At 64.4% G+C, this 17,934-nt stretch carries 19 protein-coding genes; 2 read left to right on the forward strand and 17 right to left on the reverse strand.

All coding sequences use genetic code 11. From position 1 onward, the window contains the following. Positions 1 to 3: 3 nt before the first annotated feature. From nuoK to AB7245_RS25350, 17 genes are all read right to left on the reverse strand, one after another. Positions 4 to 312: an NADH-quinone oxidoreductase subunit NuoK gene (gene nuoK / locus AB7245_RS25270; protein WP_008547737.1), complete on the reverse strand. Its 309-nt coding sequence runs from the start codon at positions 310 to 312 to the stop codon at positions 4 to 6. Then, positions 309 to 947, reverse strand: a complete 639-nt coding sequence (locus AB7245_RS25275; RefSeq protein WP_028149057.1) for an NADH-quinone oxidoreductase subunit J — start codon at positions 945 to 947, stop codon at positions 309 to 311. Before AB7245_RS25275 ends, nuoK begins: the two co-directional genes overlap by 4 nt. Before the next feature lie 9 nt (positions 948 to 956). Next, the gene (gene nuoI, locus AB7245_RS25280; RefSeq protein WP_027529879.1) at positions 957 to 1,445 is read right to left on the reverse strand and encodes an NADH-quinone oxidoreductase subunit NuoI; all 489 of its coding nucleotides are present in this window, start codon (positions 1,443 to 1,445) and stop codon (positions 957 to 959) included. 14 nt (positions 1,446 to 1,459) lie between these two features. Continuing rightward, a complete protein-coding gene (nuoH, locus tag AB7245_RS25285) occupies positions 1,460 to 2,527 on the reverse strand; it encodes an NADH-quinone oxidoreductase subunit NuoH (RefSeq protein WP_063982981.1) in 1,068 nt (355 codons plus the stop codon). Positions 2,528 to 2,531: 4 nt separating this feature from the next. Beyond that, positions 2,532 to 4,607 carry an NADH-quinone oxidoreductase subunit NuoG gene (nuoG, locus tag AB7245_RS25290; protein WP_085400361.1) on the reverse strand — a complete coding sequence of 692 codons (2,076 nt, stop codon included), beginning with the start codon at positions 4,605 to 4,607 and terminating at the stop codon, positions 2,532 to 2,534. A 5-nt stretch (positions 4,608 to 4,612) separates the two neighbouring features. Beyond that, on the reverse strand, positions 4,613 to 5,938 hold the full coding sequence (gene nuoF, locus AB7245_RS25295) for an NADH-quinone oxidoreductase subunit NuoF (RefSeq protein WP_014494861.1): 1,326 nt from the start codon (positions 5,936 to 5,938) through the stop codon (positions 4,613 to 4,615). Between the two features lie 15 nt (positions 5,939 to 5,953). Further along, the gene (locus tag AB7245_RS25300) at positions 5,954 to 6,154 is read right to left on the reverse strand and encodes a hypothetical protein (RefSeq protein WP_028149053.1); all 201 of its coding nucleotides are present in this window, start codon (positions 6,152 to 6,154) and stop codon (positions 5,954 to 5,956) included. Continuing rightward, positions 6,154 to 6,765, reverse strand: coding sequence for an NADH-quinone oxidoreductase subunit NuoE (gene nuoE / locus AB7245_RS25305; RefSeq protein WP_028149052.1), 612 nt, complete (start codon positions 6,763 to 6,765; stop codon positions 6,154 to 6,156). Before nuoE ends, AB7245_RS25300 begins: the two co-directional genes overlap by 1 nt. Positions 6,766 to 6,775: 10 nt before the next feature. Beyond that, on the reverse strand, positions 6,776 to 7,738 hold the full coding sequence (locus tag AB7245_RS25310; RefSeq protein ID WP_071913372.1) for an FkbM family methyltransferase: 963 nt from the start codon (positions 7,736 to 7,738) through the stop codon (positions 6,776 to 6,778). Next, positions 7,738 to 8,934 carry an NADH-quinone oxidoreductase subunit D gene (locus AB7245_RS25315; protein ID WP_063982978.1) on the reverse strand — a complete coding sequence of 399 codons (1,197 nt, stop codon included), beginning with the start codon at positions 8,932 to 8,934 and terminating at the stop codon, positions 7,738 to 7,740. The genes AB7245_RS25310 and AB7245_RS25315 overlap by 1 nt, the downstream gene beginning before the upstream one ends. A gap of 2 nt (positions 8,935 to 8,936) precedes the next feature. After that, on the reverse strand, positions 8,937 to 9,548 hold the full coding sequence (locus AB7245_RS25320) for an NADH-quinone oxidoreductase subunit C (RefSeq protein ID WP_085400362.1): 612 nt from the start codon (positions 9,546 to 9,548) through the stop codon (positions 8,937 to 8,939). An 11-nt stretch (positions 9,549 to 9,559) separates the two neighbouring features. Next, on the reverse strand, positions 9,560 to 10,147 hold the full coding sequence (locus tag AB7245_RS25325; RefSeq protein WP_014494855.1) for a NuoB/complex I 20 kDa subunit family protein: 588 nt from the start codon (positions 10,145 to 10,147) through the stop codon (positions 9,560 to 9,562). Continuing rightward, positions 10,138 to 10,503: an NADH-quinone oxidoreductase subunit A gene (locus AB7245_RS25330; RefSeq protein WP_007603535.1), complete on the reverse strand. Its 366-nt coding sequence runs from the start codon at positions 10,501 to 10,503 to the stop codon at positions 10,138 to 10,140. Before AB7245_RS25330 ends, AB7245_RS25325 begins: the two co-directional genes overlap by 10 nt. Positions 10,504 to 10,751: 248 nt before the next feature. Next, on the reverse strand, positions 10,752 to 10,982 hold the full coding sequence (locus AB7245_RS25335; protein ID WP_085400365.1) for a hypothetical protein: 231 nt from the start codon (positions 10,980 to 10,982) through the stop codon (positions 10,752 to 10,754). Next, positions 10,982 to 12,118 (reverse strand): PepSY-associated TM helix domain-containing protein, encoded by a 1,137-nt coding sequence (locus tag AB7245_RS25340; protein ID WP_085400366.1) that lies wholly within the window; start codon positions 12,116 to 12,118, stop codon positions 10,982 to 10,984. The genes AB7245_RS25335 and AB7245_RS25340 overlap by 1 nt, the downstream gene beginning before the upstream one ends. 22 nt (positions 12,119 to 12,140) lie before the next feature. Further along, positions 12,141 to 14,393 (reverse strand): TonB-dependent siderophore receptor, encoded by a 2,253-nt coding sequence (locus AB7245_RS25345; RefSeq protein ID WP_208089450.1) that lies wholly within the window; start codon positions 14,391 to 14,393, stop codon positions 12,141 to 12,143. A gap of 175 nt (positions 14,394 to 14,568) precedes the next feature. Continuing rightward, complete coding sequence (locus AB7245_RS25350; protein ID WP_038943030.1) at positions 14,569 to 15,084, reverse strand: MarR family winged helix-turn-helix transcriptional regulator; 516 nt, start codon at positions 15,082 to 15,084, stop codon at positions 14,569 to 14,571. A gap of 183 nt (positions 15,085 to 15,267) precedes the next feature. Between AB7245_RS25350 and AB7245_RS25355 the strand changes: the two genes are divergently transcribed. Next, positions 15,268 to 16,458 (forward strand): aromatic ring-hydroxylating dioxygenase subunit alpha, encoded by a 1,191-nt coding sequence (locus AB7245_RS25355; protein ID WP_085400371.1) that lies wholly within the window; start codon positions 15,268 to 15,270, stop codon positions 16,456 to 16,458. A 118-nt stretch (positions 16,459 to 16,576) separates the two neighbouring features. After that, complete coding sequence (locus AB7245_RS25360; RefSeq protein WP_085400374.1) at positions 16,577 to 17,872, forward strand: spinster family MFS transporter; 1,296 nt, start codon at positions 16,577 to 16,579, stop codon at positions 17,870 to 17,872. Positions 17,873 to 17,934 lie beyond the last annotated feature (62 nt).

Genomic DNA, 17,934 nt, shown 5'->3' on the forward strand with positions numbered 1-17,934 from the left:
AGCTCAGCCCTTCATCAGATTGACGTCCTCAACCGCGATCGAGCCGCGGTTGCGGAAATAGACCACCAGGATGGCGAGACCGATCGCGGCTTCCGCAGCCGCAACCGTCAGCACCAGCAATGCGAAGACCTGGCCGACGATGTCGCCGAGGAAGGTCGAGAATGCCACGAGGTTGATGTTGACCGAGAGCAGGATCAGCTCGATCGACATCAGGATGACGATGATGTTCTTGCGGTTCAGGAAGATGCCGAGGATCCCGAGCGTGAACAGGATCGCGCCGACCGCCAGATAATGTCCGAGCCCGATCGTCATTTCACCCACTCCGCCGCGTCGCTGTCCTGGAGCCCCTGCCCCGACGCCACCTTGCGCATCGCCATCGCCATCTCGGGCGTGCGTGCATTCTGAACGTTGATGTCCTGCCGCTTCACGTTCGCCTTGTGGCGCAGCGTCAGCACGATGGCGCCGATCATGGCGACCAGCAGCACCATGCCCGCGAGCTGGAAGTAGTGGATGTACTTCGTATAGAGCACGAGCCCGAGCGCCTCGGTGTTGCTGACATTGGTCGGGATCGCCGCCGTGATCGTCTTGGAGACGCCGGGGTTGATGACCCAGAAGCCGACGGTGAGCAGCAGCTCGAACAGGAAGATGCCGCCGATCACGAGGCCCACCGGCAGGTACTCGATGAAGCCCTCGCGCAGCTCGAGGAAGTCGACGTCGAGCATCATGATCACGAATAGGAACAGCACCGCGACGGCGCCGACATAGACGACGATCAGGATCATCGCGAGGAATTCGGCGCCCATGAGCACGAACAGGCCGGAGGCGTTGACGAAGGCCAGGATCAGGTACAGCACGGAGTGCACGGGATTGCGCGAGACAATCACCATCACCGCCGAGGCGACGCAGACGCCGGCGAAGAGATAGAAGAACAGCGCGGGAAGGATCATGCTCTCATCTCACCGGTACGGCGCGTCGAGCTCGATCGCCTTCGCGATCTCGCGTTCCCAGCGGTCGCCATTGGCGAGCAGCTTGGCCTTGTCATAGAACAGTTCCTCGCGGGTCTCGGTCGCGAATTCGAAGTTCGGACCTTCGACGATGGCGTCGACCGGACAGGCCTCCTGGCAGAGGCCGCAATAGATGCACTTCACCATGTCGATGTCGTAGCGCACGGTGCGGCGGGTGCCGTCGTTGCGGCGCGGGCCGGCCTCGATGGTGATGGCCTGCGCCGGGCAAATGGCTTCGCACAGCTTGCAGGCGATGCAGCGCTCTTCGCCGTTCGGATAGCGGCGCAGCGCATGCTCGCCGCGGAAGCGCGGCGAGATCGGGCCCTTCTCGAAGGGATAGTTCAGCGTCGGCTTCGGCTGGAAGAAATAGCGCATGGCGAGGAAGAACGCCGAGACGAATTCCGACAGCAGGAGCGAGCGTGCAGTGGCGTTGATGTTGATACCCATGACGGCCCTCACTTCGGCGCGATGCCGGCGAAATGCAGCACACCGGCCACCACGACCACCATCGCCAGCGACAGCGGCAGGAACACCTTCCAGCCAAGGCGCATCAATTGGTCGTAGCGGTAGCGCGGCACGATCGCCTTTGCCATCGCGAACAGGAAGAACATGAAGAACACTTTGAGCGAGAACCAGATGATCCCCGGCACCCAGTTGAAGGGCGGCAGATCCACCGGCGGCAGCCAGCCTCCGAGGAACAGGATCGTCGCCAGCGCGCACATCGTGACGATCGCGACATATTCGCCGAGCATGAACAGCAGATACGGCGTCGAGCCGTACTCGACCATGAAGCCGGCGACGAGCTCTGATTCAGCTTCGACGAGGTCGAACGGCGGACGGTTGGTTTCCGCCAACGCCGAGACGTAGAAGATGACGAACATCGGGAACAGCGGCCACACATACCAGTTCAGGATGGTGAGCTGCGGCAACCCGATCAGGCTGGCGAGGCCGCGGGCATGCTGGGCCTCGACCACGGCCGACAGGTTCAGCGTGCCGGCGCAGAGCAGCACGGTGATGATCACGAAGCCGATCGAGACCTCGTAGGACACCATCTGCGCCGCCGAGCGCAGCGCCGCCAGGAACGGGTATTTCGAGTTCGACGACCAGCCGGCCATGATGATGCCGTAGATCGACAGCGACGAGATCGCGAAGATGAAGAGCACGCCGACATTGATGTCGGAGATCACCCAGCCGAGATTGGTCGGGATCACCGCCCAGGCCGCGAGCGCGAGCACGCATGAGACCAAGGGAGCAAGGAGAAACACGCCCTTGTTGGCGCCGGACGGGATGATCGGCTCCTTCAGCACGAACTTCAGCAGGTCCGCGAAGGACTGCAGCAGGCCCCAGGGGCCGACCACGTTCGGGCCGCGGCGGATCTGCACCGCCGCCCAGATCTTGCGGTCGGCGAGCAGGATGTAGGCGATCGCGACCAGCAGGACGACGAGCACCAGGACGCTCTCCGCGACCATGATGATCAGCGGCCAGAGGAAACCGGTCCAGAATGCGCTTTCGAAGAATTCCATCGGCTCACTCCGCTGCGGTCAGCATCTGCCCGGAGGCAAGCCGCGAGCATTCCGCCATCACGGCGGACGCACGCGCGATTGGGTTGGTCAAATAGAAGTCCTCGATCGCCGGCCTGAACGGCGCCTTCTCCGGCGAGCCGCCCTTCCCCGCCAGCTTCTTGATCTGGTCGGCGGCGCCGGCCTCGATCTGGTCGAGACGGATCAGATGCGGCACGGCCTTGAAGATCGCCTGGCGCAGCGCCGACAGCGAGTCGTAGCCGAGCTTCTTGCCGAGCGCCTCCGAAAGGGCGCGCACGATCGCCCAGTCCTCGCGGGCTTCGCCCGGCGGGAACGCAGCGCGGCCGGTCATCTGCACGCGGCCTTCGGTGTTGACGTAGATCGCGGACTTCTCGGTGTAGGCAGCCGACGGCAGGATGACGTCGGCGCGATGCGCGCCGCGGTCGCCATGGGTGCCGATATAGACGACGAAGGTGCCGTCCGACGGCTTGATCTCGTCGGCGCCGAGCAGGAACAGCAGGTCCAGCGTGCCGAAGGTCGTCATTTGCGCCGCGTTCAGGCCACCTGCCGTGGCGGAGAAGCCGATATCGAGCGCACCGACGCGCGAGGCGGTCTCGTGCAGCACGCCAAAGCCGTTCCAGCCATCCTTCACCGCGCCGACATCGAGCGCGAGCTTGGCGGCGGCGGCGAGAATGGCGGCGCCGTCGTGACGCGAGGCCGCGCCCGCGCCGACCAGGATGATCGGGTTCTTGGCGTTCTTCAGCACGTCCATGAAGGAGTGCTTCCCGGCCGCGAGCTCGCCGAGCGTCTCGGTGCCTGCACCCAGATGATCATAGTCGTAGGTCAGGTCGACCTTGGCGCCGATCACGCCGACCTTGAAGCCGCCGGCGCGCCAGCGCTTGCGGATGCGGGCGTTGAACACGGCCGCTTCCTTGCGCGGATTGGCGCCGACGATGAGCAACGCGTCGGCCTGCTCGACGCCGACCAGCGTCGGATTGAAGATGTAGGAGCCGCGGCCCAGCGCGGGATCGAAGGCGTCGCCGCCCTGCACCGCCAGATTGCCCGAGCCGTACTTGGCGAGCAGGTCCTTCAGCGCGAACATCTCTTCGACGCCGGCGAGGTCGCCGGCGATCGCGCCGATGCGCTTGCCGTCGGTGCGCGCCGCTTTCGCGGCGATCGCGGCAAAGGCTTCCGGCCAGCTCGCCGCCCGCAGCTTGCCGGCTTCGCGGATATAGGGCCGGTCGAGACGCTGCGTTCGCAGGCCGTCGACGACATGGCGGGTCTTGTCGGAGATCCACTCCTCGTTCACGGCCTCGTTGATGCGCGGCAGCACGCGCATCACCTCACGGCCACGGGTGTCGACGCGGATCGCCGAGCCGATGCCGTCCATGACGTCGATCGACTGGGTCTTGCCGAGCTCCCACGGGCGCGCCGCAAAAGCATAGGGCTTCGAGGTCAGCGCGCCGACCGGGCAGATGTCGACGAGATTGCCCTGCAATTCGGACGTCAGCGCGTGCTCGAGATAGGTCGTGATCTCCATGTCCTCGCCGCGGCCGGTGGCGCCCATCTCGGGCGCGCCGGCGACTTCCGCCGAGAAGCGGACGCAGCGCGTGCACTGGATGCAGCGGTTCATCGAGGTCTTGACCAGCGCGCCGAGGTACTTGTCCTCGACCGCGCGCTTGTTCTCGGCGAAGCGGCTGGTGTCGACACCATAGCCCATCGCCTGGTCCTGAAGGTCGCACTCGCCGCCCTGGTCGCAGATCGGGCAATCCAACGGATGGTTGATGAGAAGGAATTCCATCACGCCTTCGCGCGCCTTCTTCACCATCGGCGAACGCGTGGAGATTTCCGGCGGCTCGCCCTTGGGGCCCGGACGGCAATCGCGCACGCCCCAGGCGCAGCTTGCGACCGGCTTCGGGCCGCCCTTCACTTCGACGAGGCACATCCGGCAATTGCCGGCGATCGACAGCCGCTCGTGATAGCAGAAGCGCGGAATCTCGGCGCCCGCGGCTTCGCACGCCTGGAGCAGCGTGTACTCGGCGGGGACATCGATCTCTTTGCCGTCGATGATGAGCTTGGTCATGTCTCTTACTCCGCCGCGACCATGTTCACGGGATCGCGGACGCCGATATCGTCGATGTCAGCCTTGTGCGAATACTGGTCGATGCGCGCTTCGATCTCGTGACGGAAATGCGCGATCAGGCCCTGGATCGGCCAGGCGGCTGCGTCGCCGAGCGCGCAGATGGTGTGGCCTTCGACCTGTTTCGTCACCTCCAGCAGCATATCGATTTCGCGCTTGTGGGCGCGACCGTCGGCCATGCGGGTCAAGACGCGCCACATCCAGCCGGTGCCTTCGCGGCACGGCGTGCACTGGCCGCAGCTCTCGTGCTTGTAGAAATAGGAGATGCGGGCGATGGAGCGGATCAAATCGGTCGACTTGTCCATCACGATCACGGCCGCGGTGCCGAGACCCGAGCGCAGCTTGCTCAAGCTGTCGAAATCCATCGGCGTGTCGATGATCTGCTCGGCCGGCACCATGCGCACCGACGAGCCGCCGGGGATCACGGCCTTGAGGTTGTCCCAGCCGCCGCGGATGCCGCCGCAATGCTTCTCGATCAGCTCACGGAACGGAATGCCCATGGCCTCTTCGACGTTGCAGGGCCGCTCGACATGACCGGAGATGCAGAACAGCTTGGTGCCGACATTGTTCGGACGGCCGATGCCGGCGAACCAGGCCGCACCGCGGCGCAGGATGTCGGGCGCAACCGCGATCGACTCGACGTTGTTGACGGTGGTCGGGCAGCCGAACAGGCCGACATTGGCCGGGAACGGCGGCTTCAGGCGCGGCTGGCCCTTCTTGCCTTCGAGGCTTTCGAGCAGCGCGGTCTCCTCGCCGCAGATATAGGCGCCGGCGCCGTGCGCGACGTAGATGTCGAACGGCCAGCCGTTGACATTGTCCTTGCCGACGAGCTTCGCCTCATAGGCCTGGTCGATCGCGGCCTGGAGATGCTCGCGCTCGCGGATGAACTCGCCGCGGACATAGATGTAGCAGGCATGCGCGTTCATCGCGCAGCTCGCGATCAGGCAACCTTCGATCAGGAGATGCGGATCGTGCCGCATGATCTCGCGATCCTTGCAGGTGCCGGGCTCGGATTCGTCGGCGTTGACGACGAGATAACTCGGCCGGCCGTCGGTCGATTCCTTCGGCATGAACGACCATTTCAGGCCGGTCGGGAAGCCGGCGCCACCACGCCCGCGCAGGCCCGACGCCTTCATCTCGTTGATGATCCAGTCACGGCCCTTGTCGATGATATTCTTCGTACCATCCCAGGCGCCGCGGCGCCGCGCGCCCTCGAGCCCCCAGTCGTGGAGGCCGTAGAGGTTCTTGAAGATGCGGTCCTTGTCCTCGAGCATTTCAGTGCTTTCCGATCAACGATTGGACTGCTTGTAGGCGAGTCCGGCGGCGCAGACGGCGAAGGTCAGCGCCCAGAGTAGGCTGCTCTCCTGCGTCGCGTTCATCACGAAGCGCTGCAGCAGGAACATGAAGGCGGCCGCGACCGCGGCGTGCATGGCGACGAAGCCCCACTTGTTCACGGCCTCGTTCCCTCCAATTGCGGGGAGATCACGCATCAGGTGATCTCCTTCAGCGTGGTCGGCCCACCCGTCGGCGCCGAGAACTGGCGGCCGTTCTGCGGACCGGGCTTCGGCGGATTGCCCGAGGCGAAGCCGTCGAGCACCTTGCCAAAGGTTTCCTTGGTCAAATCCTCATAGGTGTCCTTGCCGATCAGCACCATCGGCGCATTCACGCAGGCACCGAGGCACTCCACCTCTTCCCAGCTGAAATTGCCGTCCTTGGACAGATGGAACGGCTCGTGGTGGATGCGGTGCTCGCAGACGTGGATGAGATCCTCGGCGCCGCGCAGGCGGCACGGCGTGGTGCCGCAGACCTGGACGTGGGCCTTCTTGCCGACGGGGGCGAGCTGGAACATCGTGTAGAAGGTCGCAACTTCGAGCACGCGGATATAGGGCATGTCGAGCAGATCGGCGACGGCGCGGATCGCGGCTTCCGACACCCAGCCGTCGTGCTGTTCCTGGACGCGCCAGAGGATGGCGATGACAGCGGAGGCTTGCCGGCCGGCCGGATATTTCGCGATCTGCTGCTTGGCGAACGCGAGGTTCTCCTCCGTGAACGCAAAGCTCGCGGGCTGGACTTCCTTCGGTGCTAATCGGCGAACGGACATCTCTTATCTCTCACTGCATGCGGCGCGCGGTTTTCGCATTCAGGGCATCGATCCTGTCCTGCCAGAATGCGCTTGCGGTGCCGAAAACGTTGTAGCCGACGTGGGTCGAGACCTTGATGCGGTCGAGGATCGACAGCTCGGTCACGGTCTCCATCCGGTTGCTGCGCGGATCGAACACGATCAGCTTCAGCGGCGTCTGTTCGAGGATAAAGCGCGACACCGCATGAGAGCGGTCGCTGCCGTGCTCCTCGCACATGATGACGCTGTCGGTCTCAAGCAGCCGGGCGCCGCCCTTGATCGCCTCGATCTCGACACCCTCGACGTCGAGCTTGATCAGGTACTTGCCGTGGGCCGCCACCTTGCCGTCGTCGATGAGATTGTCGAGCGCGAGAACCGGCACGTCCTCGCCGCCCGCCGACGGTGCGCCGGCGATGCTGAAGGCCTCATGCTTGGTGCCTGACAGCCGCGCGGTACCGCGCGCCGCGCCGATGGCGCATTTCAGCGTCTCGAAGCGGTTGCCGTTGACGCGGGCGTTGTTGGCAAGCTTCGGATAGTTCTGCCCCGACGGCTCGATCGCGATCGCCTTGTGCGATCCGAACGGCCTGCTCGACACCAGCACCGACCAGTAGCCGTAATTGGCACCGCAATCGAGCAGCGTGTAGTCGACGTCGATGGAGTCGGCGAACAGGACCTCCAGCTCGTCCTCGTAATTGTAGGAGCGGTTGAGCAGCTTGCTCCAATAGCCGTCGCCGTAGGGGAATTCGAACACGGCATCGGGATTGAGCCTGATCGCGATGTTGCGCTCGGGCAGCGTCTTCCGCAGCAGGTTTGCGCAGGCGATGTAGCCCATGTGCGAGAAATGCGAGGAGATCTTCGATCCCGTCACCAGCGCCAAGGCAGCCGTCCGCTCCCACAGGTTGGCCCCTTCAAGGGCCCCCGAGGCACGGTCAAACTGGATTGGCGCCTGCGCCATCACCGATCGACCTCTCCGAACACGATGTCGAGCGAGCCGAGGATCGCCGAGACGTCGGCGAGCAGATGGCCGCGGCAGATGTGGTCCATCGCCTGCAGATGCGCAAAGCCCGGCGCGCGGATCTTGCACTTGTAGGGCTTGTTGGTGCCGTCGGAGATCAGATAGACGCCGAACTCGCCCTTCGGCGCCTCGACCGCGGCGTAGACCTCACCGGCCGGCACGTGGACGCCTTCGGTGTAGAGCTTGAAGTGATGGATCAGCGCTTCCATCGAGCGCTTCATCTCGCCGCGGCGCGGTGGCGCGACCTTGTTGTCTTCGACGACGACAGGCCCCTTCCCGTCGGCAGCGTTCAGCTTCTGGATGCACTGCTTCATAATGCGCACGGACTGGCGCATCTCTTCCATGCGGATCAGGTAGCGATCGTAGCAGTCGCCGTTCTTGCCGATCGGGATGTCGAAATCCATCTCGGCGTAGCATTCATAGGGCTGCGACTTGCGCAGGTCCCAAGCCGCGCCCGAGCCGCGCACCATGACGCCCGAGAAGCCCCATTCCCAGGCTTCCTTCAGCGGCACCACGCCGATATCGACGTTGCGCTGCTTGAAGATGCGGTTGGCGGTGAGAAGACGGTCAAGATCGTCCACGACCTTCAGGAATGGATCGCACCAGGCCTCGATGTCGTCGACCAGCTTCTGCGGCAGATCCTGATGCACGCCGCCGACGCGGAAGAAGGCTGCGTGCATACGGCTGCCGGAGGCGCGCTCGTAGAACACCATCAGCTTTTCGCGCTCTTCAAAGCCCCACAGCGGCGGGGTCAGCGCGCCGACGTCCATCGCCTGCGTGGTGACGTTGAGCAGATGCGACAGGATGCGGCCGATCTCGCAATAAAGCACGCGGATCAGCTGGCCGCGGCGCGGCACCTCGATGCCGAGCAGCTTCTCGGCCGCCATGCAGAAGGCGTGCTCCTGGTTCATCGGCGCGACGTAGTCGAGCCGGTCGAAATACGGGATCGCCTGCAGATAGGTCTTCTGCTCGATCAGCTTCTCGGTGCCGCGGTGAAGCAGGCCGATATGGGGATCGACACGGGCGACGATTTCGCCGTCAAGCTCCAGGACCAGACGCAGCACGCCGTGCGCAGCCGGATGCTGGGGCCCGAAGTTGATGGTGAAATTGCGAAGCTGTTCGGGTTGCTCGTTCATGATCAGACCTTCGGTCCCGCCTTCTCGTCACCGGGAAGCGGATAGTCCGCCCCTTCCCACGGCGAGAGGAAATCGAACTTGCGGAATTCCTGGTTGAGCCTGACGGGCTCGTACACCACCCGCTTCTCCTGGTCGTCGTAGCGAACCTCGACGAAACCGGTGGTCGGGAAATCCTTGCGCAGCGGATGGCCCTCGAAACCGTAATCGGTCAGCAGGCGGCGCATGTCGGGGTGACCGACGAAGAACACGCCATAGAGGTCGTAGGCCTCGCGCTCGAACCAGTCGGCGCCGGGGAACACATCGATCAGCGACGGCACCTGCGTGGTCTCATCGGCCTGGGCCTTGAGCCGGATCCGCGTGTTCAGGGTCGGAGACAGGAAGTGATAGATCACGTCGAAGCGTTTTTCGCGCGACGGATAGTCTGCGGCCGTGATGTCGGTGAAGTTGATGAACCGGCATTTCGGATCGTCGCGGAGGTACTTGACCACCTCGACGATCTTGCTGACCTCGACATCCACCGCGAGCTGGTTGAAGGCAACCGAATGACCGATGGCGGCGCCCGGAAGCGCGCTAACGATCGTCTGCCCCAGGGCGTCGAGCTTGGCGTCGTCCATGACGTAAAACCTTAGCGTTCGATGGTGCCGGTGCGGCGGATCTTCTTCTGCAGCAGCAGCACGCCGTAGAGCAGCGCTTCCGCCGTGGGCGGGCAGCCCGGCACGTAGATGTCGATCGGCACGATGCGGTCGCAGCCGCGCACGACCGAGTAGGAGTAGTGGTAGTAGCCGCCGCCATTGGCGCAGGAGCCCATCGAGATGACGTAGCGCGGCTCCGGCATCTGGTCGTAGACCTTGCGCAGCGCAGGCGCCATCTTGTTGGTCAGCGTGCCGGCGACGATCATCACGTCGGACTGGCGCGGCGAGGCACGCGGCGCGAAGCCGAAGCGCTCGACGTCGTAGCGCGGCATCGAGACCTGCATCATCTCGACCGCGCAGCAGGCGAGACCGAAGGTCATCCACATCAGCGAGCCGGTACGGGCCCAGGTGATGAGGTCGTCGGTCGCGGCCACGAAGAAGCCCTTGTCGGACAGCTCGGAGTTGACCTCGAGGAAAAACGGATCGTTGGCGCCAACCGGCCTGCCGGTCGACGGATCAAGGATGCCCTTGGGGGCCGGCGCGACGACCGGGCCAGAGGACGTTGCAGGGTTCAATCCCATTCCAGTGCTCCCTTCTTCCATTCATAGGCGAACCCGACCGTCAGCACGCCGAGGAACACCACCATGGACCAGAAGCCGGTCGCGCCAAGCTTGCCGAACGCCACCGCCCAGGGAAACAGGAACGCCACCTCGAGGTCGAAGATGATGAAGAGGATGGCGACCAGATAGAAGCGGACGTCGAACTTCATGCGAGCGTCGTCGAAGGCGTTGAAACCGCACTCATACGCCGACAGCTTTTCCGGGTCCGGCTGCTGGAACGCCACGATGAAGGGCGCGATCAGCAGCACGAGGCCGATGAGGCCCGCTACCCCTATAAAGACGACGAGTGGAAGATAGTTCTGCAGAATGCCGCTCATTGACGAGCCCTTTTTCCCGCAGCCTCGGGACAGCCACGGATTCGTCCAGTTTGGAATTGTTCTGAGCCTTAGCGCAGTGCACCAATGGGCGCAAGACACGCTCTTTTTAGGCCCTTTACCGCCCCCAGAACGATAGAAATCCCGGAATCGCCCCGCGGCTGGTATGGAGCAGATCGCCAATCCCAGCAAGGGCGGCCACAGTTTTGCAGGGCAGCCGTTCGAGGATTGCGGCACACGGGCCGAGGCAGCTATTTGCCGCGTGTCGTCCGCGATAATTGCCCGGTTTTCCGGGTGCGGCAGCGCACCCAGACCCAGGCAATGACCAGCACCGGCGCTCCCACCGTCACCCAGGCGACATACTGGCCGACCGTTCCGCAGAGTAGCGCAGCCAGCAGGCCGGTGATGGTCGCAGCCGCGAGCAGGATGGGTGCAGCAAAGACACGTATCCACAGGCCCGAGCGGTCAGAGGAGCCATGCATCACGACCGGACCGGGGTTCGTCTGGCGAATGCGTCGGTCTGGGCGGGCGCGCGCTTGCGCCGCCGTGCCAGCCAGAGATAGAGGCCACTGCCGATCACAACGATCGTGAGAATGTCGAGCACGGCCCAGATCACCTTGAGCGGCAAGCCGCCATAATCGCCGAAATGCAGCGGCTGCGAGATCAGGAGCGCCTGGAGATAGACCGGCAGCGCCCGGCTGTCGGCGACCTCCCCTGTTTCGCCGTCGAGCAGGACCGGCTTGAGCAGCCGCGCTGTCAGCGCCGTGTCGCCGCGCATGAAGGCGGCGAAGTGGTGCGAGGACGTGAACGGCGTTCCCGGAAACGCGATGAAGGCAACCTCCATCCCGGGCGCCGTCTGCCTCGCGCGCGCCACGACGTCGTCGAGCGAAGCCAGATGCGACGGCGGCGGCTTGCCGGCATAGGGCGCGACCATGCTGGCGAGTTCCGTGGCCTTCCACTGGTTGAGCATCAGTTCGGCCCAGGTGTTGACGACGCCGGTGAGGCCAACCACCAGCGCCCAGGCCACCGTCACCACGCCGATCAGATTGTGCCAGTCGAGCCAGCGCACGCGGCGCGAGGCGTGGCCGCGAATGGTGGCAAAGCGCAGCCGGCGGGTGAACGGCCAGTACAGCACCACGCCGGAGATGATGGCGATTGCGAACAGCAGGCCCATCCCGCCGAGGAACAGTTTTCCGGGCTGGCCGGCAAACATGTCGGTATGCAGCTTGAGCATGATCAGCATCGGCCCGATGCCGACCGGTCCGAGCAGCTTGGTCGACATCGCATCGAACGCGCGCACGGTCGTGTTGTCGGGCAGCCCGTTGACGGCGCTGTTGGTGAACGCGGTCACGATCCCGGGCTCGTCCTTGTCCCAGGCGATATATTGCAGCACCCGGCCGGGATCGGCGGCGAGCGCGGCGTCGGCGACGGCTTGCGTCGTCGCACGCGCCGCGCCCGCATGAGCTTCGGGCTGGGGGGCATAGCCCAGGAGCTCATCGATCTCGTGATGGAAGATCAGCGGCAGGCCGGTCAGGCAGAGCAGCAGCAGGAAGACGGTCGAGATCAGGCTGGTCCAGGTGTGGACCACGGACCAGAGCCTGACCGTGCGCGCCTTCACGAGGCCCTCCCCTCGCCGGTGCCTACCACTTGTAGGAGACGCTGGCGGTGACGCGCCGGCGGTCGCCGTAGAAGCATGACGAGGCCGCCGCGCAGCTTGCGACATAGATCTTGTCGGTCAGGTTGATCACGTTGATTGCCGTGCGCCAGTTCTGCCACTCGTAGTGGACCGCGAGGTCGCCGAGCACGACCGCGGGAACCTCGAGGGTGTTGGCGGCGTCCGCCCAGGAGGCGCCGACATAGCGCACGCCGCCGCCGAAGCCGAATCCCGCAAGCGGTCCGTCCTTGAATGTGTAGTCGGCCCAGCCCGAGACCAGGAGCTCAGGCGTGTTGGTCGGCGTCTTGCCGACCAGCGCCGGGTTCAGGTCCCTGCTGGTGAAGAGATGATAGGCCGTGAAGGCGCCGATGAACTTTAACTCCTTCGTCGCATTTGCGACCGCTTCGAGCTCGATGCCGCGCGAGGTCACCTCGCCGGTTTGGTTCTGCAGCGTGGTGATGATCGGATCGGTAGTGGGTACATTCTGGCGCTTCAGGTTGAACACCGAGGCAGTGAAGTAGCCATCAAATCCCTTGGGGGCGACCTTGACGCCGATTTCGGCCTGCTGGCCGGTCTCCGGCTGGAACAGCTGATTTTGCGCGTTGAGCCCGATAATCGGGTTGAAACTCGTCGCGTAGGAGATGTAGGGCGCGATGCCGTTGTCGAAATTGTAGATCAAGCCTGCGCGACCGCTGAACTGGCTGTCATTGTTGCTGGCGAGCGTCGCCCCAGTGTCACGGGCGGCCTGCGTCGTCTCGACCCAGTCGTTGCGGCCGCTCAGCACCAGCGTGAAGTTACCGAGCTTCATCTGGTCCTGGAGGTAGGTGCCGGCCTGCTTCTGCGTGATCAGGAAGTTACGGAACGGCGGGCCTGTGAGCGGGATGTTAATGCCGTAGACCGGATTGAGCACATTGATCGGAGGAACGGTGCCGAAGTTGAAGGCCTGATAGTCGTCGATCTGATAGCCCTTCAGATCGACACCGAACAGCATCGTGTGCCTGACAGGACCGGTGTTGAAGCGATATTCCAGCTGGTTGTCGAGATCGGCCTGGTTGGCGGTATCCTTCGCATACCAATTGTAGCGACCGAGAGAGGCCGCATTGATATTGTCCCAGCCGTTGCCGATGTAACCGCGATAGGTCAGGTCGATATGCGCAAATCGCGCATTCTGCCGGAACGTTAGATCGTCGGTGACATTGCGCTCGAACTGATAGCCGAGCATCTCCTGCTCGCGCGTGAACTTGTCGACGCTGGGATCGCCGGCGAAGAAGCTGGTCGGGATCTTGCCGAACGGCGCGTTGGTCACCGTGCCCTGGTAAGGCAGGAAGTTGATGCCGCGGGTGTCGGTCTTCGATGCCGACGCCAGAACCGTGAAAGTCGTATCAGCATCCGGCTTCCAGGTGAAGGACGGCGCAATGAAGTAGTTGTTGTCCGGCGTGAAGTTGACCTGCGTGTCGCCGTTCCTGATCTCGCCGACGACGCGGTAGAACAGCTTGCCGTCCTGGGGCTGCGTTGCAACGGGCCCGCCGACATCGAAGCCGACATAGGCGTTGCCGAAATTGTTGACGCCGGTCTCGATGTAGCGGATCGGCTCGGTCGGCGGCATCTTGCTGATGACGTTGACGATGCCGCTCGGGCTCGATCCACCATAGAGCACCGCCGACGGGCCGCGTAACACCTCGACTCGTTCCATATTGGACGGCGGAAGCCGCCAGCTCGCATAGGCCGTGTAGAACAGCTGCGTGCCGTCGAGAAACAGTCCGATGTCGTCGGACTTGAAGCCGCGGATCAGCCACCAATCGTTGCGCGTGTCCGCACCGAAGGTGCCAGCCCGCACGCCGGCGGTGTAGCGCAGAACCTCGTCGAGCTTGGTCGCCTTCTGGTCGCGGATCTGGTCCGCGCCGATCACCGACACCGATTGCGGCGTCTCCATGATCGGCGTGTTGGTCTTAGTGCCCGACGAGCTGCGGTTGGCGACGTAGCCGTTCACCGGACCGCGCGGCGTCTCGACGAAGCCGACATTGCGCTGCTGAAGCGGTCTGCGGCTGGCGGCGGTCTCTACCGACGGCCGCGCCACGCGGCGGGCGGCCGCAGCAGGTGCGCGGCGTCGTGCTTCCGGCGCGTTGACGGTGACCGACGGCAGGTTTTGCGCACCGCCTTGCGCCGAGGACTGCGCAAGCGATGCCTGCGGTACCACTGCGAAAGCAGACGCGGTCGCCAAGACGACCGACCGCAGCATACGAAGGCTGTTCAACGCGCACCCCAACATGTCTGTTTGCTTGCGTCATGCCGTCGTTCCCCTAACGGCAGGCGCTTGCAGTGACGCTTAGGTGAGCGCGCGCGAATTCCCTAATTGAAAACCTCTTAGAAGGGTTCTTAGAAATGATCCAACATTCCCGGAGATTTCCGAGAGATCAGCGTGAAACTTTCTCGGCTTCGAGCATCTTCTCGGCTGTCGCCGTGAGACGGTCGATCTGCGCCAGCAGCGTCTCGAACTCGTCCTTGCTCAACTGCTCCAGCAATTGCCGATTGCGCTCCTGCGCGCCTTCGACGATCGCATCGTGCGCGGCGAGCCCTGCCGCGGTCAGCGCGACCAGCACCTCGCGGCTGTCCTTCGGGTTCGCCGACTTCGCGATCAGCTTGCGCGAGACGAGCTCCGCGAGCGCGCGGCTGATCTGGCCCTTGTCCTGGCCGACGGCTTCGGCGAGCCGCGCCACGCTCATCGGCGGACGGCGACCGAGCGAGGCGACCAGACCGAACTCGACCGAGGACAATCCGGCGAGGCGCTTGTAGCGCAGGATCGCGCCGCGCTTGAGCAAATTGGCGAGCACCATCAGCCGTGACGACAGCATCACGGTGATCGGCGCCGGCGAGTGGCTTTCGTCCGCATCGGGCGATGCGTGCCCGTCCCTGCTCGATGTCTGGCTCATGATCCACCTCTGCCAAGAAAGCCGGGGCGTGCCAAGCGCTGGTAGCGCAACCTCCCCAACCTGATTCCAAATGCGATTAAGAGGCATTCTGGAATATCGTTGACATTGTCATCGAATTATTTTTCACTGGGTCACCGCATCAAAACGACCCGGCCACCCAAGGCCAGCGGCGGGAGGAACAGCATGACGATGACCCAGCGGGATCGCGATCTCGGCACCGCCTATGCGATGAAGCCGGCGCACACGCGCACCGAACTCACCTCGGTCGCGCGCGGCACGCCGATGGGCGAGCTGCTCCGCCGCTACTGGCATCCGGTCGGGCTGGTCAGCGATGCCACCGACACGCCGAAGAAGGTGCGCGCGCTCGGCGAGGATCTGGTGCTGTTCCGCGACAAGCACGGCCGCGCCGGCCTGTTGCACGCGCGCTGCTGCCATCGCGGCACCACGCTCTACTATGGCAAGGTCGAGGAAGACGGTATCCGCTGCTGCTATCACGGCTGGAAGTTCGACGCCGAAGGCCATTGCCTCGAGCAGCCCTGCGAGCCCGACGGCGGCCAGTTCAAGGACAAGGTGCGCCAGCCCTGGTACCCGGTCGAGGAGCGCTACGGGCTGATCTTCGCCTATATGGGCCCGGCCGAGAAACGCCCGGTGCTGCCGGCTTACGAATGCCTGGAAAACATGGACGAAGGCGAGTTCGTCGAGGCCGACGATTCCTCGATCGGCGGCGGCGGCCCCGCGATCATCCCCTGCAACTGGCTGCAGCATTTCGAGAACGTGGTCGATCCCTATCACGTGCCAGTGCTGCACGGCTCGTTCTCGGGGCCGCAATTCACCAACATGATGGCCTCGATGCCGGAGGTGAAGTTCGACAAGACGCCGCGCGGCATCGCCGTGCGCTCGATCCGCAAGCAGGACGACGGCAAGGTGTTTTATCGCGTCACCGAAGCGGCCCTTCCCACCTTGCGCGTCGTGCCGAACCCGCGCGTGGCACAATTCGCCCGCGTCGAGTCGATCGGCTGGACGTTGCCGATCGACGACACCTCGTTCCGCATCTACGTCGCCGGCCGCGTCAAGGCTTCCGGCGACATCGGCCGCATGCGCTCGAAGTTCAACGGCAAATTCTGGTGGGACATGACGGAAGCCGAGCACCAGCAATTCCCGGGCGATTACGAGGCCCAGGTTGGCCAGGGCCCGCAGACCATCCACTCCGAGGAGCATTTCGGCCAGAGCGACCGCGGCATCCTGATGATCCGGCGCATGCTGAGCGAGCAACTGGAGGCGATGGAGGCAGACCGCGATCCGATCGGCGTGTCGTTCGATACAAGTGCTGCGCCGGTCGAGTTCGAAGCGGGGAATTACATCCGCGAAGGCTGAGTTTTTTTGGCGCGTTTTCTTCACGCGAACCGGTATCGACTTCGCTCGAAAACGCTCTCGACCAGCCTCACGAAGGGCTGGACCGGCAACGATAACAAAGACAAATTGGGGGGATGCGATGGTCGATGTGACGTCACAGATGTCGGTGCAGACGACTGCGGCGGCAAAGCCCCCGGCGCGGCGCTATTACGTGCTGGGCCTGCTCACCATCATCTACGCGCTGAACTTCCTCGACCGCACGATCTTCAACGTCCTGATCGAGCCGATCAAGAAGGAGTTTCAGCTCAGCGATACCATGATGGGGCTGCTCGCGGGCTTCGGCTTCGCGCTGTTCTATTCCCTGCTCGGCATTCCCATCGCGCGCGTCGCCGACCGGCTCAACCGGCGCAACATCGTCGCGGTGGCCCTTGCGTTCTGGAGTGCGATGACGGCGTTGTGCGGGGCGGCCTCGAGCGTGACCTCGCTGGCGCTGGCGCGCATCGGCGTCGGCATCGGCGAATCCGCGGGCTCGCCCGCCTCGCAATCGATCGTCGCCGATCTCTTCACCAAGAACGAGCGCCCGCGCGCGCTCGGCATCTACGCCATCGGCACCTATCTCGGCGTCTTCCTCGGCTATTTCATCGGCGGCTACGTCAACCAGCACTATGGCTGGCGGATGGCGTTCTACGTCGCCGGCCTGCCCGGCATCCTGCTCGCATTGATTCTGTGGCTGACGATCTCCGAGCCGAAGCGCGGCGCCATGCAGGAGAGTTTCGTGCCGGAGCCGCTCGGGCCGACACTGCGCTTCCTGGCCTCGCAGCAGAGCTTCATCATCGTGCTGATCGGCTTCTGCCTCACCACCTACACGAACTACGCAACGGCGGCCTGGATCCCGCCGTTCCTGGCCCGCGTGCACCATCTGTCGAGCTCCGAGATCGGCACCTATGCCGGCACCTTCAAGGGGCTCGCCGGCATGGCCGGCACATTGCTCGGCGGCTTCGTGGTGGCGCAGATCAGCCGCCGCGACGACCGCTGGAAGCTGTGGGCGCCGGCGATCACCTCAGGGCTGGCCGGCCCGGTGTTCGCGCTGTGCATGCTGACGCAGGATTTCTCGATGATGGTCGCGATGCTGGCGCTGACCTCGTTCCTGGTCGGCTTTCATCTCGGACCGATCTTCGCGATCGCGCAGACGGTGGCCAAGCCGAGCATGCGGGCGCTCGCCTCCGCCCTGATCGCGCTCACCGCCACCTGCTTCGGCCAGGGCGTCGGCCCGCTTGCCGTCGGCATGGTCAACGACGCCCTCAAGGGCACTTATGGCGCGGACGCCGTGCGCTATTCCCTGCTCTCGGCGGCGGTCACGACCACACTGGGCGCCCTGCTGTTCGTCTGGGCGGCCCGTTCGATCCGGGGCGATATCGGCCGGGCGGCGGCCTGAGACCTGTTCCGGCCGCCAGCCCGGCGAAACCGAGCGGGCGCATTAATGAAACCATTTTGCGG

It is taken from the genome of Bradyrhizobium sp. 604_D8_N2_3 (assembly GCF_051810765.1).
Lineage (GTDB): Bacteria > Pseudomonadota > Alphaproteobacteria > Rhizobiales > Xanthobacteraceae > Bradyrhizobium > Bradyrhizobium barranii.

Coding starts and splice junctions, on each gene's coding strand:
- nuoK (WP_008547737.1), bottom strand. CDS start 312: ATGACGATCGGGCTCGGACATTATCTGGCGGTCGGCGCGATCCTGTTC.
- AB7245_RS25275 (WP_028149057.1), bottom strand. CDS start 947: ATGATCCTTCCCGCGCTGTTCTTCTATCTCTTCGCCGGCGTCTGCGTC.
- nuoH (WP_063982981.1), bottom strand. CDS start 2,527: ATGGAATTCTTCGAAAGCGCATTCTGGACCGGTTTCCTCTGGCCGCTG.
- nuoG (WP_085400361.1), bottom strand. CDS start 4,607: ATGACCAAGCTCATCATCGACGGCAAAGAGATCGATGTCCCCGCCGAG.
- nuoF (WP_014494861.1), bottom strand. CDS start 5,938: ATGCTCGAGGACAAGGACCGCATCTTCAAGAACCTCTACGGCCTCCAC.
- AB7245_RS25300 (WP_028149053.1), bottom strand. CDS start 6,154: ATGCGTGATCTCCCCGCAATTGGAGGGAACGAGGCCGTGAACAAGTGG.
- nuoE (WP_028149052.1), bottom strand. CDS start 6,765: ATGTCCGTTCGCCGATTAGCACCGAAGGAAGTCCAGCCCGCGAGCTTT.
- AB7245_RS25310 (WP_071913372.1), bottom strand. CDS start 7,738: ATGGCGCAGGCGCCAATCCAGTTTGACCGTGCCTCGGGGGCCCTTGAA.
- AB7245_RS25315 (WP_063982978.1), bottom strand. CDS start 8,934: ATGAACGAGCAACCCGAACAGCTTCGCAATTTCACCATCAACTTCGGG.
- AB7245_RS25320 (WP_085400362.1), bottom strand. CDS start 9,548: ATGGACGACGCCAAGCTCGACGCCCTGGGGCAGACGATCGTTAGCGCG.
- AB7245_RS25325 (WP_014494855.1), bottom strand. CDS start 10,147: ATGGGATTGAACCCTGCAACGTCCTCTGGCCCGGTCGTCGCGCCGGCC.
- AB7245_RS25330 (WP_007603535.1), bottom strand. CDS start 10,503: ATGAGCGGCATTCTGCAGAACTATCTTCCACTCGTCGTCTTTATAGGG.
- AB7245_RS25335 (WP_085400365.1), bottom strand. CDS start 10,982: ATGCATGGCTCCTCTGACCGCTCGGGCCTGTGGATACGTGTCTTTGCT.
- AB7245_RS25345 (WP_208089450.1), bottom strand. CDS start 14,393: ATGCTGCGGTCGGTCGTCTTGGCGACCGCGTCTGCTTTCGCAGTGGTA.
- AB7245_RS25350 (WP_038943030.1), bottom strand. CDS start 15,084: ATGAGCCAGACATCGAGCAGGGACGGGCACGCATCGCCCGATGCGGAC.
- AB7245_RS25355 (WP_085400371.1), top strand. CDS start 15,268: ATGACGATGACCCAGCGGGATCGCGATCTCGGCACCGCCTATGCGATG.
- AB7245_RS25360 (WP_085400374.1), top strand. CDS start 16,577: ATGGTCGATGTGACGTCACAGATGTCGGTGCAGACGACTGCGGCGGCA.